17 protein-coding genes are annotated in these 15,057 nt (G+C 40.5%); 3 read left to right on the top strand and 14 right to left on the bottom strand.

The window, feature by feature from the left end; translation table 11 throughout:
* Positions 1–20 precede the first annotated feature (20 nt).
* The 7 genes from hemW to AVFI_RS02245 form a co-directional block, all read right to left on the bottom strand.
* Positions 21–1,181 (bottom strand): radical SAM family heme chaperone HemW, encoded by a 1,161-nt coding sequence (hemW, locus tag AVFI_RS02215; protein WP_012533273.1) that lies wholly within the window; start codon positions 1,179–1,181, stop codon positions 21–23.
* A 3-nt stretch (positions 1,182–1,184) separates the two neighbouring features.
* Positions 1,185–1,781, bottom strand: coding sequence for an XTP/dITP diphosphatase (locus AVFI_RS02220; RefSeq protein ID WP_011261211.1), 597 nt, complete (start codon positions 1,779–1,781; stop codon positions 1,185–1,187).
* A gap of 10 nt (positions 1,782–1,791) precedes the next feature.
* Complete coding sequence (locus tag AVFI_RS02225) at positions 1,792–2,223, bottom strand: DUF4426 domain-containing protein (protein WP_054775633.1); 432 nt, start codon at positions 2,221–2,223, stop codon at positions 1,792–1,794.
* A gap of 69 nt (positions 2,224–2,292) precedes the next feature.
* Positions 2,293–2,580 (bottom strand): DUF167 family protein YggU, encoded by a 288-nt coding sequence (gene yggU, locus AVFI_RS02230; protein ID WP_012533617.1) that lies wholly within the window; start codon positions 2,578–2,580, stop codon positions 2,293–2,295.
* 7 nt (positions 2,581–2,587) lie between these two features.
* Complete coding sequence (locus tag AVFI_RS02235) at positions 2,588–3,142, bottom strand: YggT family protein (RefSeq protein WP_012533297.1); 555 nt, start codon at positions 3,140–3,142, stop codon at positions 2,588–2,590.
* 48 nt (positions 3,143–3,190) lie between these two features.
* The gene (proC, locus tag AVFI_RS02240; RefSeq protein WP_054775634.1) at positions 3,191–4,009 is read right to left on the bottom strand and encodes a pyrroline-5-carboxylate reductase; all 819 of its coding nucleotides are present in this window, start codon (positions 4,007–4,009) and stop codon (positions 3,191–3,193) included.
* A gap of 82 nt (positions 4,010–4,091) precedes the next feature.
* The gene (locus AVFI_RS02245; RefSeq protein WP_054775635.1) at positions 4,092–4,802 is read right to left on the bottom strand and encodes a YggS family pyridoxal phosphate-dependent enzyme; all 711 of its coding nucleotides are present in this window, start codon (positions 4,800–4,802) and stop codon (positions 4,092–4,094) included.
* A 23-nt stretch (positions 4,803–4,825) separates the two neighbouring features.
* On the opposite strand from AVFI_RS02245, the gene AVFI_RS02250 reads away from it, so the two are divergent.
* Both AVFI_RS02250 and AVFI_RS02255 read left to right on the top strand, forming a co-directional pair.
* Positions 4,826–5,863 (top strand): type IV pilus twitching motility protein PilT, encoded by a 1,038-nt coding sequence (locus tag AVFI_RS02250; RefSeq protein WP_054775636.1) that lies wholly within the window; start codon positions 4,826–4,828, stop codon positions 5,861–5,863.
* Between the two features lie 2 nt (positions 5,864–5,865).
* Entirely contained in the window at positions 5,866–6,972 is a 1,107-nt protein-coding gene (locus AVFI_RS02255) for a PilT/PilU family type 4a pilus ATPase (RefSeq protein WP_054775637.1), read from the top strand.
* A 148-nt stretch (positions 6,973–7,120) separates the two neighbouring features.
* On the opposite strand, the gene ruvX is transcribed toward AVFI_RS02255, so the two are convergent.
* From ruvX to metK, 7 genes are all read right to left on the bottom strand, one after another.
* Positions 7,121–7,546: a Holliday junction resolvase RuvX gene (gene ruvX / locus AVFI_RS02260; RefSeq protein ID WP_011261217.1), complete on the bottom strand. Its 426-nt coding sequence runs from the start codon at positions 7,544–7,546 to the stop codon at positions 7,121–7,123.
* On the bottom strand, positions 7,543–8,106 hold the full coding sequence (locus AVFI_RS02265) for a YqgE/AlgH family protein (RefSeq protein ID WP_005417575.1): 564 nt from the start codon (positions 8,104–8,106) through the stop codon (positions 7,543–7,545). Before AVFI_RS02265 ends, ruvX begins: the two co-directional genes overlap by 4 nt.
* 112 nt (positions 8,107–8,218) lie before the next feature.
* Positions 8,219–9,166 carry a glutathione synthase gene (gene gshB, locus AVFI_RS02270; protein ID WP_017019406.1) on the bottom strand — a complete coding sequence of 316 codons (948 nt, stop codon included), beginning with the start codon at positions 9,164–9,166 and terminating at the stop codon, positions 8,219–8,221.
* Positions 9,167–9,179: 13 nt separating this feature from the next.
* Positions 9,180–9,911: a 16S rRNA (uracil(1498)-N(3))-methyltransferase gene (gene rsmE / locus AVFI_RS02275; RefSeq protein ID WP_065597616.1), complete on the bottom strand. Its 732-nt coding sequence runs from the start codon at positions 9,909–9,911 to the stop codon at positions 9,180–9,182.
* 73 nt (positions 9,912–9,984) lie between these two features.
* Entirely contained in the window at positions 9,985–10,689 is a 705-nt protein-coding gene (locus AVFI_RS02280) for an endonuclease (RefSeq protein ID WP_011261220.1), read from the bottom strand.
* A gap of 91 nt (positions 10,690–10,780) precedes the next feature.
* The gene (locus AVFI_RS02285) at positions 10,781–11,281 is read right to left on the bottom strand and encodes a SprT family zinc-dependent metalloprotease (protein ID WP_011261221.1); all 501 of its coding nucleotides are present in this window, start codon (positions 11,279–11,281) and stop codon (positions 10,781–10,783) included.
* A gap of 164 nt (positions 11,282–11,445) precedes the next feature.
* On the bottom strand, positions 11,446–12,600 hold the full coding sequence (gene metK, locus AVFI_RS02290; RefSeq protein ID WP_005417583.1) for a methionine adenosyltransferase: 1,155 nt from the start codon (positions 12,598–12,600) through the stop codon (positions 11,446–11,448).
* A 364-nt stretch (positions 12,601–12,964) separates the two neighbouring features.
* On the opposite strand from metK, the gene tkt reads away from it, so the two are divergent.
* On the top strand, positions 12,965–14,959 hold the full coding sequence (gene tkt / locus AVFI_RS02295) for a transketolase (protein ID WP_012534052.1): 1,995 nt from the start codon (positions 12,965–12,967) through the stop codon (positions 14,957–14,959).
* Positions 14,960–15,057 lie beyond the last annotated feature (98 nt).

Below are 15,057 nucleotides of genomic sequence, written 5' to 3' on the forward strand. Positions count from 1 at the left end.
AAGCGATCTGAATCCTGCTCTTAATCCTCATCCCCCATAAACGCTTCCAACATATCATTCAAAAACAGTTTCCCGTGCTCTGTGATCTGCCAATGCGTCTCGGTTTCTTCTAAGTATTTTTTCTCTTTCGCCCAATCGATGGTTTCTTGAATGGTGTCAAATCCTAATCCAGTTTTATCAATGAAATCTTGCTTAGGACACGCTTCTAATAGACGAAAACGGTTCATAAAGAATTCGAAAGGTCTATCGTGATCCATTACCTCTTGCTCATCAATTAAGTAAGGTTTTGTTAGGTCTAAAAATCCACGAGGGTGCTTAATTTTCGTGGTTCTAACAATACGACCATCAGCAAAACTCAATTTACCATGAGCACCACAACCAATACCAAGATAATCCCCAAAGCGCCAATAATTTAAGTTATGGCGGCACTGATAACCTACTTTACTGTAGCCAGATATTTCATACTGAACATAACCTGCTTTGGCAAGCATCTGATGACCTTGTTCGAAAATATCCCATAGGTCGTCGTCGTCAGGAAGTGTTGGCGGCTTATAGTAAAACACGGTATTTGGTTCAATGGTTAATTGATACCAAGATAAGTGAGGTGGATTAAGATCAATAGCTTGCTGTAAATCAGACAGTGCATCCTCAATACTTTGGTTTGGTAAACCGTGCATAAGATCGAGATTGAAGCTATTTAATTGTGCTTCATGAGCAAGATGTGCAGCTCGAATCGCTTCATCTTTACCGTGAATTCGACCAAGCTTTTCTAACTTTTCTTGCTGAAAGCTTTGTACACCAATAGAAATACGGTTAACGCCTGCTTGTCGATATTCAACAAAGCGACCTGCTTCCACAGTTCCCGGATTGGCTTCCATTGTGATCTCAATATCATCAGCAAAGGGAAGGCGCTTTTCAACTTCACTTAGTAGTCGTTTTATCTCAGGACCTGTGATTAGGCTTGGTGTACCACCACCAATAAAAATAGAATGCAGTTTACGTGGTTCACTTTGCATATCATAACGAGCAAGATCCGTATCAAGATCATCAATCAAGGCTGAAATGTATTGAGCTTCTGGGATCTCAGCTTTTAAAGCATGAGAGTTAAAGTCACAATATGGACATTTCTGAATGCACCAAGGAATATGAATATATAGGCTTAGAGGTGGTGGAATAAGCATTACTTACTGACCTTCTTTTAATGCTGCAAAGAGCTTTTTCAGAGCTTGGCCACGGTGAGATAGTTGTTTTTTACGTGCAGGTTCAAGTTCAGCAGATGAACAGTTATCTTCACTTACCCAGAAAATAGGATCATAACCGAAGCCGTTTTCACCTTTTTGCTCTGTCGTGATATGACCTTCCCATGTTCCATGACAAATCAATGGTGTTGGATCGTTTTCATGTTTCATCAAAACTAAAACACAATGGAAGCGAGCTGTACGTTTTTCAGCAGGAATGCCTTCCATCGCTGCTAGCATTTTATCAATGTTCTTTTGATCGGTAGCACCTTCACCAGAATAACGAGCAGAGTAAACACCCGGTGCGCCATTTAGCGCATCAACTTCTAAGCCTGAATCATCAGCAATGGCTGGTAAGCCTGTTTCTTTTGCTGCATGACGCGCTTTGATGATGGCATTTTCAATGAATGTTGTGCCTGTTTCAGCTACATCAGAGACGTTGTATTCGCTTTGCGCTACGACATCGAAACCAAAATCCGCTAGGATGTCGGCCATTTCACGAACTTTACCTTGGTTGCCCGTTGCTAATACGATTTTACTCATAATGGTTCTCTTACTCTTCTACGTAAAACTTTTGGTTGAACTTTAACTTGCTTGCGCCTTTAGTGCCAGCAGAGACATCAATATCAAAGCGAAAGGTTTCTTCATTGGTAATGGGCAATTCAGCAATATAGTAAATGGCATTTTGTTCTTTGATTTCTCTAAAGGTCAGTTGTTTAGTTTGACCTAATAGATTCTTTGCACTACCTGATATTGTTGCTGAAATTGCCGGTTTTCCTGCTTGAGATATATCTAAGACGCTGATATTTAATAACGCATTGTAGCCAGAACGTTTTAGTTGATAAGCTCGAGCTACTTTTGGTGTTAAAAATGTGGAATTGAATGCCGAGTAGTGTACTTCGACATTTTTTATTTGTACAAATTGTCCTGCAAAACTGGGTAAACTAAAAATAAACAGTGACAACAGTAATAGCGTTTTTTTCATATTACTTTCCTTATAAAAATGGCTTCCATATAAAAAAGCCGAGGGTTAACTCGGCATTAATCGTTATTTTTATGCTAACAGCTGTTGGATTTCATTCGGTATGATCTCAGGGGAGTGAATTCGAACTTGTTTGTGTCGATTCAACTCACCTTTTTCTACCGTAATTTTTCCTTTGGCTACTTTGAATAATTTGGAGAAGTATTTAATTAAATGCGCATTCGCTTTTCCATCAACAGGAGGAGCTGTAATAGCAATTTTTAACTCTTCACCATGTATTCCAACTATCTGATCGCGACTGGCTTTAGGTTGTAAATACAGTCGTAAGATCAGATCGTCTTTATCATATTTAACTGGCATAGCGAGATTACAAGCTGTACCAGATTGGGCCAATTAAATCGCCCATTAAGAAGTTAGCAAATTGAAGAACGATAAATAACACTAATACACTTAAATCCAGTCCGCCCATTTGAGGCAAGATCTTACGGATTGGAGCAAGCATAGGTTCTGTTAATTGGTGCATTACGTATTCAATTGGGCTACGGCCTTGGCTAACCCAGCTTAAAATTGCACGAACTAATAAGATCCAGAAAAGCAAACCACCTGCCGCTTTAGCAAGTGCGATTAAACCGATAAATAGAAACTCAGGGCCAAATGCGACGCCACCAGAAACAACAAGTTGCAGTGCGACAAATTTAACTACGCACAATACATAAGCAAATAGTACCGTTGCGAGGTCTAAGCTACCGATTGATGGGATCACTCGACGTAGAGGAGAGACTACTGGTTGAGTTGCTTTAACAATAAATTGTGAGAATGGGTTATAGAAATCTGCTCGCGCCATTTGTAACCAGATACGTAAAATCACGACCATGATGTATAGATCAAAAACGGTTGAGATTAAAAAGCTCATTGCATTCATAGTATGTTTAACCTTAGAAATATCAGAATTGAGTTAGCTTTAAGGATCTTAAAATAAAGATTCCATTTCTTCTGCGCGAGAAACGGCAGCTTGCATTGCTTTTGCTACGATTTCTTGCAGTTGATGTTCATTAAACGTGCGCAGTGCCTCAGCAGTCGTTCCGCCTTTTGAAGTGACTTGCTCACGCAGTGTTGATAATTGTGTTTCTGGATTCGCGACAACCATTTCAGCAGCACCAAGAGCCGCTTGTTGTACAAGTTGACGAGCAGTTGCTTCATCAAAGCCCTGCTTAATGGCCTCGGCTTGCATGGCTTCCATAAATAAAAAGAAATACGCAGGAGCGCTTCCTGCTGCTGCAATTACAGAGTTTATTCCTGATTCTTGCTCAACCCAACACACTTCACCAACAGCAGATAGTAAATCGCTTGCGAAGTTCTTATCTTGCTCTGTAAGGTGTTCGACCGCAAATAAGCCACTCATGCCTTTACCCACTAAAGCGGGGGTATTTGGCATAACCCTTACTAAGTTTAGTTCACTAGCAAACATCTCATTGAGGCGTTTTGCTGAAATACCAGCAGCAATGGAAATCACTAATTTATTTGAAAAATCAATTTGCTGTAGAGGCTCGGCAGCCATTGCTATCATTTGTGGTTTTACAGCCAGAACAATCACATCAGCTTGCTGTGCAGCTTGTAAGTTATCTGTGCTGGTGTGGATACCGTAACATTGAGATAAATGGTCTAGTTTTTCAGTACTAGGGTTAGTAGCCGTGATTTTATCTTTTGGATAACCACTGCTAATTAGACCCGCAATAATTGAGCGAGTCATGTTACCTGCACCAATAAAAGCAATATTGCGATGTTCCATTTCTATTCCTTTTAGGGTCAATAGACCTTAGTTGTTGTGAGCATATGATATCAATTCGTTTGTTTGAAATTGATAGCAGATATTATTCTTTGTTTTTATAATCTCTAGCACCAAAAATGGCAGTACCAATACGTACCATTGTTGAACCCGCTTCGATTGCAGCGTCCATGTCGCCACTCATTCCCATCGATAGAGTATCTACTTGAGGGTATTGTGCTCGTAATTGATTTTGAATGGAAGTAAGTTGTTTAAATGCCGCCAATTGCTCTGCATAATTAGAAACATTCGCAGGAATAGACATTAATCCACGCAAGGTTAGATTTGGCATTTTATTAATGGCCGCGGCAAGCTCCATCACTTCTTCAGCAGTCGTGCCTGATTTACTCTCTTCAGAACTAGTATTGACCTGAATAAGTACATTAAGTTCGCCTAGTTCGGAAGGACGTTGTTCATTTAAACGTTGGGCGATTTTAAGGCGTTCTACTGAGTGAACCCAGTCAAAATGTTCTGCAATAGGGCGTGTTTTATTGGATTGAATTGGACCAATGAAATGCCACTCAAGAGAGGTGGTAGGGTGTTGTTTTTGAAAGTATTGAACCTTCTCTATACCTTCTTGAACGTAGTTTTCACCAAAAATACGTTGGTCAGCTTCTATCGCTTGTTCGAGTAACTCGATAGGTTTTGTTTTACTTACCGCCAGCAATTGCACTGAATCGGGGTTTCGACCACATTTTTGAATGCTATTCTCTATTTGATGAGTGATTTGATTGATATTTTGCTTAATACTAGTCATAGAAACGATTACCGAGGAAAATTATGGACATCACAGAACTACTGGACTTTAGTGTAAAACAAAACGCATCAGATCTACACCTATCTGCAGGAGTTCCTCCTATGGTACGTGTGGATGGTGAAGTGCGTAAACTGACATTACCTGATTTTACACATGCCGATGTTCATCGTTTAGTGACTGACATTATGAATGATGCTCAGCGTAGTGAATTTGAAGATAAATTAGAAGTCGATTTTTCATTTGAGTTACCTAATATTGGTCGCTTTCGTGTGAATGCATTTAACCAATCTCGTGGCTGTGCAGCCGTGTTTCGAACTATCCCCGTTGATATTCCGTCATTAGATCAATTAGCTGCACCTCAAGTGTTCACCGATATTGCAAAATATCAAAAAGGGTTAGTATTAATCACAGGACCTACTGGTTCTGGTAAGTCGACAACTTTAGCAGCTATGGTTGATTACATTAACGAGAACTACAACAAGCACGTACTTACGATTGAAGATCCGATTGAATTTGTTCATAAGAATAAGAAGTGTTTGATTAACCAACGTGAAGTTAATCGTGATACACATAGTTTTAAAGCAGCACTTCGTTCAGCTTTGCGTGAAGATCCTGATGTTATTTTAGTTGGTGAATTACGTGATCAAGAGACAATCAGTCTTGCATTGACTGCCGCAGAAACTGGACACTTGGTATTTGGTACTTTGCACACGAGTTCAGCGGCAAAAACCATTGACCGTATTATTGATGTTTTCCCTGGCAGTGATAAATCTATGGTTCGCTCAATGTTATCTGAATCATTAAGAGCGGTAGTAGCACAAACCTTACTTAAACGTATTGGTGGTGGTCGTATTGCGTGCCATGAAATTATGATAGCGACACCAGCTATTCGTAACTTAATCCGTGAAGATAAAGTCGCTCAAATGTATTCAATCATTCAAACGGGTTCTTCTTTTGGTATGAATACTATGGAGCAGAATGCGAAGAAAATTATTGCTCAAGGTTTGGTTGATCCAGATGAAGTCGTTAAGAAAGTTGAAATGAGCAGCATAGGGTTTTAGTCATGACATTAGATCAAATACTGAAACAAATGATCGCTTTAAAAGCATCGGATATTTACTTAACGGTTGATGCTCCTTGTTTACTGAGAGTGAATGGTGAACTTCAAGCTTTAGGCCACAAACAGAGTATTGAATCAGTCACTGCTTTGCTTGCTGAGATGATGGATGAAGATCGCCAAGAAGAGTTTAATGAAAGCTTAGAAGCGAACTTTGCCATTGTGAAAGAATTTGGTCGCTTTCGTGTGAGTGCTTTTTGGCAGCGAGAGCAACCTGGTGCAGTGATACGTCGTATTGAAACCAAAATTCCGTCCATGGAGTCACTAAATCTTCCAGAAGTAATGAAAGAATTAGCCGTTACTAAGCGTGGATTAGTATTAGTGGTGGGGGCTACGGGTTCAGGTAAATCAACGTCAATGGCGGCGATGACGGGTTATCGAAATGACAACCGAAGTGGTCATATCTTAACGGTAGAAGACCCAATTGAGTTTGTGCATCCTCATAATAAATGCATCGTGACTCAGCGTGAAGTTGGCCTTGATACTGAAAGTTATGAAGTGGCATTAAAAAACTCGTTACGCCAAGCGCCAGATATGATTTTAATTGGTGAGATCCGTAATCGAGAGACAATGGAATACGCCATGAGCTTTGCTGAAACGGGGCATTTATGCATGGCAACATTACATGCAAATAACGCTAACCAAGCATTAGAGCGAATTTTGCACCTTGTTCCTAAAGAGAGTAAAGAGCAGTTTTTGTTTGATTTATCCATGAACTTAAAAGGGGTCATTGCACAGCAGTTAGTTCCGGATATGAATGGTAATGGTCGTCATGGCGTTTATGAAGTATTACTAAACACGCCACGCGTTGCAGACTTGATCCGTCGTGGTGATTTGCATGAACTTAAATCGACCATGGCAAAATCACGTGAGTCGGGTATGCAGACGTTTGATCAGAGCTTATTTGAACTGGTAATGGATAAGAAAATATCAGAAATGGAAGCGCTGCACAGTGCGGATTCGGCTAATGATTTACGCCTGATGTTGAAAACAAAAAGAGGGGATGCGTTCTCTTCATCTACATTGGATAATGTGTCGATATCGTTAGACTAAAAGCGATACGCTTTGCTAACTAGAACGCGACGCTCTAGAAACTATAAGAGCAGTAATACGTAAATGATTACTGCTCTTAATATCTGCTTTTGATCTTATAGGAGCGAAGCGTTCTAGTCCCTAGTCCCTAGTCCCTAGTTTCTAGTTCTTAGCCCCACTGATTCTCAAACCAACTTTCTAAAATAACCACAGCAGACTGACAGTCAATATTGCCTTTCGACAGGGCTTTATACCCACCAAACTCGAATAAATCAGCACGAGCCTCAGCCGTTGATAAGCGTTCGTCATGCAATTCAACTTGTTTGCCAAAACGACCATGTAAGCGATTAGCAAATTTCTTTGCTCGTGGCGTAATAGTGTCGAGCTCTTTACCGTGAAGATCGGTTGGCAAACCAACAACGATTAAATCAGGGTTCCACTCTTTAATTTGTTTTTCAATATCATCCCAATTAGGGGTGCCATCTTGAGCTTTAAATGCTTTTAGTGGACTTGCTGTTCCTGTGATTTCTTGTCCAATCGCAGAACCAATACTCTTGGTTCCGAAATCAAAGGCCATAATGGTGCGTGAACTCATGCGTGTCCAATCTCACTTGATAAATTTGCAGGGTTAATTCCCAGTAGTTGTAATGCTTTACGCCAACGATCTGGAATAGGAGTATCGAAAATAACGCTTGGGTCTGCTTCTAAAGTCAGCCATGTATTCTCTGATAATTCTTTTTCAAGCTGTCCACCTTCCCATCCAGAGTATCCTAGTGCAACAAGATATTTATATGGTTGGTATTCTGTACCTAATGTAGCAAGAATATCTTTTGAGGTTGTTACTGATAACTCATCAGTCACTTGAATGCTTGATAAATAGTTATCTTTATTTGAATGAAGAACAAAACCACGATCATCCGACACCGGCCCACCATTTAATACTGGTTGGCTTAATGTTTGAGGGAAAATGATAGGTGATGGATTATCTAGTTCTATTTGATCTAGCATTCCTTTTAATGAAATCTGTACAGGCTCATTGATGCGTAAGCCCATGGTTCCATCAGAATCATGTTCACAAATATAAATAACGCTTCGTTGAAAGAACGGATCTTTCATACTAGGCATAGCAACTAAAAAATGATTTTTTAAATTCACAGAGCCTCCCGGAAAGCGAGATTAATACCAATGTAAATACCGCTAAAGATAACGCATAAACCAATTGGTATTAATATTGAGGAGTTGCCCCCTCAATACAGTTAGAATGTGATTAAGCGTTAATTCGGCGCTCAATTGCATCCATTAATTTGCCTGTAATCGAAATATCAAAAGCCGCTTCAATTTCTTTAATACAGGTTGGGCTTGTTACATTAATCTCAGTTAGCTTGTCGCCAATCACGTCGAGTCCTACAAAGATTAGACCCTTTTCTTTCAATGTTGGAGCTACTGCATTAGCAATTGCCCAATCTGTCTCACTTAATGGACGTGCTTCACCGGTACCACCTGCTGCTAAGTTGCCGCGAGTTTCCCCTTTTGCTGGAATTCGAGCTAAACAGTAAGGCATTGGCTCACCATCAACCACCAGAATACGCTTATCACCGTTACTAATATCAGGAACAAAGGTTTGTGCCATGCAGTAGTTTTGTCCGTGATTGGTTAATGTTTCGATGATCACTGATACGTTTGGATCGCCGGCTTTTACTCGGAAAATAGAAGCGCCACCCATACCATCTAGTGGTTTAAGAATCACATCGCCATGCTCTTCGCGGAAGGCTTTAATTTTTTCAGCCTTACGCGTTACTAGTGTTGTAGGTGTTAACTCAGGGAACCAAGCAGTAAATAGCTTTTCGTTACAATCACGAAGGCTTTGTGGTTTGTTTACAATCAGTGCACCTTGAATTTCAGCGCGCTCTAAAATGTAAGTTGCGTAGATATATTCAGTATCGAATGGGGGATCTTTACGCATTAGTACCGCATCAAGATCAGCAAGGTCGATAGTTTGTTCTGATTTGAACTCATACCAACTTGCTGGGTCTTCTTTTAGTTCAACGACTTTGGTATCAGCAACCGCTTTGCCTTGATCTAAATGCAGGTCACTCATTTCCATGTAATGAATTTCCCAACCACGTTTTTGAGCTTCAAGCATCATGGCAAAGCTAGAGTCTTTTTTAATGTTAATGGATGAAATTGGATCCATTACGATACCGAGTTTGATCATTGTGTTTCTCCAGTTAGCCAAGATCGCCAAAACGAACTTGTAGGGCTGTAATTGCGGTAAGCGCTGCGGTTTCTGTTCGTAGAACACGAGGACCAAGCAGCGTTTCTTCAAATTGATATTGTTCTGTCATGTTAATTTCTTCAGACGATAAACCGCCTTCAGGACCAATTAACAAGCGTACATTTGTTACCGGTTCAGGAAGTGTATTGATTGAGTATTTTGCTCGTGGATGAAGGTTGAGCTTTAACCCATCGTACTCTTCTGCACACCACTCTTCTAATGACATAATAGGACGAATTTCAGGAACGGTATTACGTCCACATTGCTCACATGCAGCAATTGCAATTTTTTGCCATTGATCTAATTTCTTTTCAAATCGCTCTTTATTCAATTTAACGCCACAGCGCTCAGAGATCAGTGGTGTAATCACATTCACACCCAATTCGACCGATTTTTGAATGGTAAATTCCATTTTATCGCCACGAGAAACAACCTGACCTAAATGTAAGTTAAGTGGTGATTCGCTGCTACGCTCAATACGCTCAGTGATTTCCACTTCAACACTCTTTTTTGATGCTGAAGTGATTACAGCTGGAAATTCAGCTCCGCTTCCATCAAACAGAAGCACAGATTCACCTTCTTTCATTCGCATTACACGACCAACGTGATTTGCTGCATCATCACTTAAATTCACTTTTCCTTGTGAAGGAAGAAGCTCTGGGTGGTGGATTCTTGGTATTCTCATGGTCTACTTTTCTTTAACTATCTTGTATTTAAGGATGGAGGTTAAAGTGTGCTTTTTCAACCTCTAATTATGTCTATTTGCGACATGCTTTGTAGACAAACTGATTATGGTTGCCTTGAATTTTAGCAATGCGCTTATCGCGTTCACACTCCCACTCAGATACAGGGTATTGCTTATCCCATGCGTTCATTAGTTGACGTTGTGATTTTGATAAATTGAAACGATACTCTTGGTTCATGTATAAATAAGTACGAGCAATAGCACCTCTTGATTGTGCTGGTGGCTCAGCGACACGTCCTTTGAAATCCACTTTGAAGGCACACTGACCGTAATATGCGCCTTTATTGCCATTCCATTGTGAAAAACGGAAGTTAGAACGATCACCATTTACTTCGCCAATTGCTGGAACCAGGTTATGTAAATCGGCTTCCATTAACTTAAATTGCTTATCTTTTCGGGTGCAGTTTTTACGACCACCATCTTGCCAACATTGGCGTTGGTGACCAAATTGCCATGCTGGAACCACGTGTTCCCACTCGATTCGGCTTGCTCGTTTTTCTTGTTTACGCACGTTATAGCCACAACTTTGTAAATCAGGAATGCCTTTCTTTTTATCTTTCCAAGTAATGTCACAGCCACAATAAAATGAGGTTGGGTGATCTAAATAGATTTTGACTGCTTCTTTTTTGGCTTTTGAAAATGAAGAAGGGGGAGCGGCTAATACATTAAATGCAGAGCCAATAGCGATAATGCTAATAAGTAAGCGGATTAATTTCATAATAACTACTACTGATGATTGTATTAATCCAGTAAGAGTAGCTTATTGTTAAACCGCTTTATAGATAAATTAATTATTAGAAGTCGTTAATTTAACTACAGTTGATTTTGGCTCTAGAGAGTTTTAATGGCGATTGACAGTTTTTACATACATATTGAGTCTGTTTTTTTTGCACTCGATTATGGCGACGTACCGTTAATTCGTGTGTCGAGCATTTGCAACGATAAGGAAAGGTTTTTCCTTTAACTGAATCGACACTGAAACTGTGTGTTGTACGAGCGGGGAGGTTGAATACTTGATTCATGACTCCTTGCCATTCTTTTCCGTGAGGGCGCACACGACCATACAATTTGAATGTGATTAGGTGAGCGATTTCATGAGGGATCACTTCATTAATAAACGTGTGTTGATTTTCTTCTAATAAAATAGGGTTAATGCGTATTTCCCAGCCTTGAAGACGTGCTGTTCCTGCAATTTTTCCACGCTGAGTAAATTTGATTTCTGGCAGAGAAAAAGGACGATTAAAAAAGGTAGAAGCTTGTTGAATACATTGTTGTGCTTTTGCTATTGATGCTTGTTGAAGTGGGGTCATTACGTCTCTTTATTATCGGTTTTCAAACTTCCGGAAAGGAAGAACGATTAAATAGACCATTTCAAAGAGGATTAATCAATAGATAGGAAGATATTATTCATGCTGTAAACATAAAAAAGGAAGCCGAAGCTTCCTTTTTAAATTCAGAAATAAGTAAATAGTACTTATTTAATACCAGCAAAATCACGAAGGATTGCGGCTTTATCTGTTGCTTCCCATGGGAACTCTTCACGACCGAAGTGACCGTAAGCTGCTGTCTTCTTGTAGATAGGCTGAAGAAGGTTAAGCATTTCTTGTAGGCCGTATGGGCGTAGGTCGAAGTTTTGACGAACGGCTTCAATGATGATGTCGTGAGATACCTTCTCAGTACCGAACGTTTCAACCATGATAGATGTCGGATCAGCAACACCGATTGCGTATGAAAGTTGGATTTCACAACGGTCAGCCATGCCAGCTGCTACGATGTTTTTCGCTACGTAACGTGCTGCGTATGCTGCTGAACGGTCAACTTTTGATGGATCTTTACCAGAGAATGCACCGCCACCGTGACGAGCTGCACCGCCGTATGTATCAACGATAATTTTACGACCAGTAAGACCACAGTCACCCATTGGACCACCGATAACAAAACGACCTGTTGGGTTAATAAAGAAGTTAGTGTCTTTATTTAACCATTCTGCAGGCAGTACTGGCTTGATGATTTCTTCCATTACTGCTTCACGAAGATCTGGTGTTGTTACAGAATCACAGTGTTGTGTTGAAAGAACAACTGCATCAATACCAACAATTTTACCTTGGTCGTATTGGAAAGTTACTTGAGATTTTGCATCTGGGCGTAGAAAGTCTAGCTTGCCACTTTTACGTACTTCTGCTTGTTTTTGAACAAGTAGGTGAGAGTAGGTAATTGGAGCTGGCATTAAAATTGGCGTTTCGTTAGTTGCGTAACCAAACATGATACCTTGGTCACCAGCACCTTGTTCTTTAGGGTCAGCTTTATCAACACCTTGGTTGATGTCTGGAGATTGCTTACCAATTGTGTTTAGTACGGCACAAGAGTTTGCATCAAAACCCATGTCTGAATGAACGTAGCCGATTTCACGAACGGTTTCACGAGTGATTTCTTCGATATCAACCCATGCAGAAGTGGTTACTTCACCACCAACCATCACCATGCCAGTCTTTACGTATGTTTCACACGCAACACGCGCTTTTGGATCTTGTTCTAAGATCGCATCAAGTACTGCATCTGAAATCTGATCTGCAATTTTATCTGGATGACCTTCTGATACTGACTCAGAGGTAAATAGGTGCTTAGCCATAAGGGAGCTCCACTTCTATAAATAATAAGTTCTAAAAATACCCACAATCTATATAAGTCTATACGTTTAACAGTGTAGGTGTTTTTCCATCTAGACGGCCATAATAAAGTAAAATTGATTAATTACAACTCATTTAGTTTAAGAAAATAAATATAAGACATAACCAATCGTTTGCGTTTTGTTGTGAGATTTATCGGTATAAATCAGGTTTTCTGTCAAAATCGTGAAAAAAAGCGTCTTATTTACTAAGTAATCGTTTGCAGTGCCGATGAGGCTTTGCGACAATACGCACCTGCAAATTTAGGTTAATCAATAGTGATTAACTTGCTCAACAATATAGTCCTTCGAATTTTCAGGAGCAGGCATGTCTTCACGTAAACATCTAGCAAATGCAATCCGCGCTTTAAGCATGGATGGTGTTCAACAAGCAAATTCTGGTCACCCAGGCGCACCTATGGGTATGGCAGATATCGCTGAAGTATTATGGCGTAGCCACCTAAATCACAACCCACAAAATCCAGAGTGGGCTGACCGCGACCGTTTTATTCTTTCAAATGGTCATGGCTCTATGCTGATTTATTCTCTGCTTCATCTTTCAGGTTATGACCTGTCTATCGAAGACTTAAAGAATTTCCGTCAACTGCATTCTAAAACTCCAGGTCACCCTGAGTATGGTTATGCACCAGGCGTAGAAACAACTACGGGTCCATTAGGTCAAGGCATCACTAACGGTGTTGGTATGGCGATGGCTGAAAAAGCATTAGCTGCACAATTTAACCGTGAAGGCCACGATATCGTTGATCACAACACATACGTGTTCATGGGTGACGGTTGTCTAATGGAAGGTATCTCTCACGAAGCGTGTTCACTTGCTGGTACATTAGGTCTAGGCAAATTAATCGCATTTTGGGATGACAACGGTATCTCTATCGATGGTGAAGTTGAAGGTTGGTTCTCTGACGATACACCTAAACGCTTTGAAGCATACGGTTGGCATGTAATTCCTGCGGTTGATGGCCACGATTCAGATGCTATCAATGCAGCAATTGAAGCGGCTAAAGCTGACCCTCGTCCTTCGTTAATTTGTACTAAAACAGTAATTGGTTTTGGTTCTCCAAATAAACAAGGTACACACGACTGTCACGGCGCTCCATTAGGTGCTGAAGAAATTGCAGCAACTAAAGCTCAATTGGGTTGGGAACACGGTGCATTTGAAATTCCTGCAGATGTGTATGGCGAATGGGATGCAAAAGAAGCGGGTTCTGAAAAAGAAGCTGCTTGGAATGCAAAATTCGATGCATATGCTGCGGCATACCCTGAATTAGCGGCAGAATATAAACGTCGTGTAAATGGTGACTTACCTGCAGAATGGGAAGAAAAAGCAAATGCAATTATTGCTGATCTTCAAGCTAACCCTGCAAACATCGCATCACGTAAAGCATCTCAAAATGCACTAGAAGCGTTTGGTGCTATGCTACCTGAATTCATGGGCGGCTCTGCTGACCTTGCACCATCTAACTTAACGATGTGGTCAGGTTCTAAATCTTTAGAAGCAAATGACTTCTCAGGTAACTACATCCACTACGGTGTGCGTGAATTCGGTATGACAGCAATCATGAATGGTATTGCTTTGCACGGTGGTTTCGTACCATACGGCGCAACGTTCCTAATGTTCATGGAATACGCTCGTAACGCAATGCGCATGGCTGCACTAATGAAAGTGCAAAACATCCAAGTTTACACGCACGACTCTATCGGTCTTGGTGAAGATGGTCCAACTCACCAACCAGTTGAGCAAATTGCTTCTCTACGTTTAACACCAAACATGAGCACATGGCGTCCATGTGACCAAGTTGAATCTGCTGTAGCATGGAAACTGGCTATCGAGCGTAAAGATGGTCCTTCTTCTTTAATCTTCTCTCGTCAAAACCTTGCACAACAAGAGCGTACACAAGAGCAAGTTGCAGATATCGCTAAAGGTGCTTACATCCTTAAGGATTGTGAAGGCCAACCTGAGTTGATTCTTATTGCAACAGGTTCAGAAGTTGAGCTTGCAGTCGAAGCAGCAGCACAACTGACAGCAGAAGGTAAAGCTGTACGTGTTGTTTCAATGCCATCAACAGATGCCTTTGATAAACAAGACGAAGCATACCGTGAAGCAGTACTTCCATCAGCGGTAACTAAACGTATCGCAATTGAAGCTGGCATTGCTGATTTCTGGTACAAGTACGTTGGTTTCGGTGGCAAGATCATCGGTATGACAACATTTGGTGAGTCAGCACCTGCTGATGAGCTATTCAAAATGTTTGGTTTCACTACTGAAAACGTAGTAAACACGGCGAAAGAACTTTTAGCTTAATTAAAAAAGCATTGGCTTAATTTAGCGATAAGTAAAAATAAGATGAAGAGCGAAGTTATTGAAAGGTAACTTCGCTTTTTTGATCCTTTAAGAAAAAA

Origin of the sequence: Aliivibrio fischeri ATCC 7744 = JCM 18803 = DSM 507, from assembly GCF_023983475.1 — a bacterium.
In the GTDB taxonomy this organism is placed as follows: Bacteria; Pseudomonadota; Gammaproteobacteria; order Enterobacterales; family Vibrionaceae; genus Aliivibrio; species Aliivibrio fischeri.

Excerpts from the sequence above, each read along its gene's own strand:
- tkt (WP_012534052.1), top strand. The coding sequence starts at position 12,965 with ATGTCTTCACGTAAACATCTAGCAAATGCAATCCGCGCTTTAAGCATG.
- AVFI_RS02220 (WP_011261211.1), bottom strand. The coding sequence starts at position 1,781 with ATGAGTAAAATCGTATTAGCAACGGGCAACCAAGGTAAAGTTCGTGAA.
- AVFI_RS02250 (WP_054775636.1), top strand. The coding sequence starts at position 4,826 with ATGGACATCACAGAACTACTGGACTTTAGTGTAAAACAAAACGCATCA.
- hemW (WP_012533273.1), bottom strand. The coding sequence starts at position 1,181 with ATGCTTATTCCACCACCTCTAAGCCTATATATTCATATTCCTTGGTGC.
- metK (WP_005417583.1), bottom strand. The coding sequence starts at position 12,600 with ATGGCTAAGCACCTATTTACCTCTGAGTCAGTATCAGAAGGTCATCCA.
- AVFI_RS02280 (WP_011261220.1), bottom strand. The coding sequence starts at position 10,689 with ATGAAATTAATCCGCTTACTTATTAGCATTATCGCTATTGGCTCTGCA.
- AVFI_RS02225 (WP_054775633.1), bottom strand. The coding sequence starts at position 2,223 with ATGAAAAAAACGCTATTACTGTTGTCACTGTTTATTTTTAGTTTACCC.
- gshB (WP_017019406.1), bottom strand. The coding sequence starts at position 9,166 with ATGATCAAACTCGGTATCGTAATGGATCCAATTTCATCCATTAACATT.
- AVFI_RS02285 (WP_011261221.1), bottom strand. The coding sequence starts at position 11,281 with ATGACCCCACTTCAACAAGCATCAATAGCAAAAGCACAACAATGTATT.
- AVFI_RS02255 (WP_054775637.1), top strand. The coding sequence starts at position 5,866 with ATGACATTAGATCAAATACTGAAACAAATGATCGCTTTAAAAGCATCG.
- AVFI_RS02235 (WP_012533297.1), bottom strand. The coding sequence starts at position 3,142 with ATGAATGCAATGAGCTTTTTAATCTCAACCGTTTTTGATCTATACATC.
- proC (WP_054775634.1), bottom strand. The coding sequence starts at position 4,009 with ATGGAACATCGCAATATTGCTTTTATTGGTGCAGGTAACATGACTCGC.
- rsmE (WP_065597616.1), bottom strand. The coding sequence starts at position 9,911 with ATGAGAATACCAAGAATCCACCACCCAGAGCTTCTTCCTTCACAAGGA.
- ruvX (WP_011261217.1), bottom strand. The coding sequence starts at position 7,546 with ATGAGTTCACGCACCATTATGGCCTTTGATTTCGGAACCAAGAGTATT.
- AVFI_RS02245 (WP_054775635.1), bottom strand. The coding sequence starts at position 4,802 with ATGACTAGTATTAAGCAAAATATCAATCAAATCACTCATCAAATAGAG.
- yggU (WP_012533617.1), bottom strand. The coding sequence starts at position 2,580 with ATGCCAGTTAAATATGATAAAGACGATCTGATCTTACGACTGTATTTA.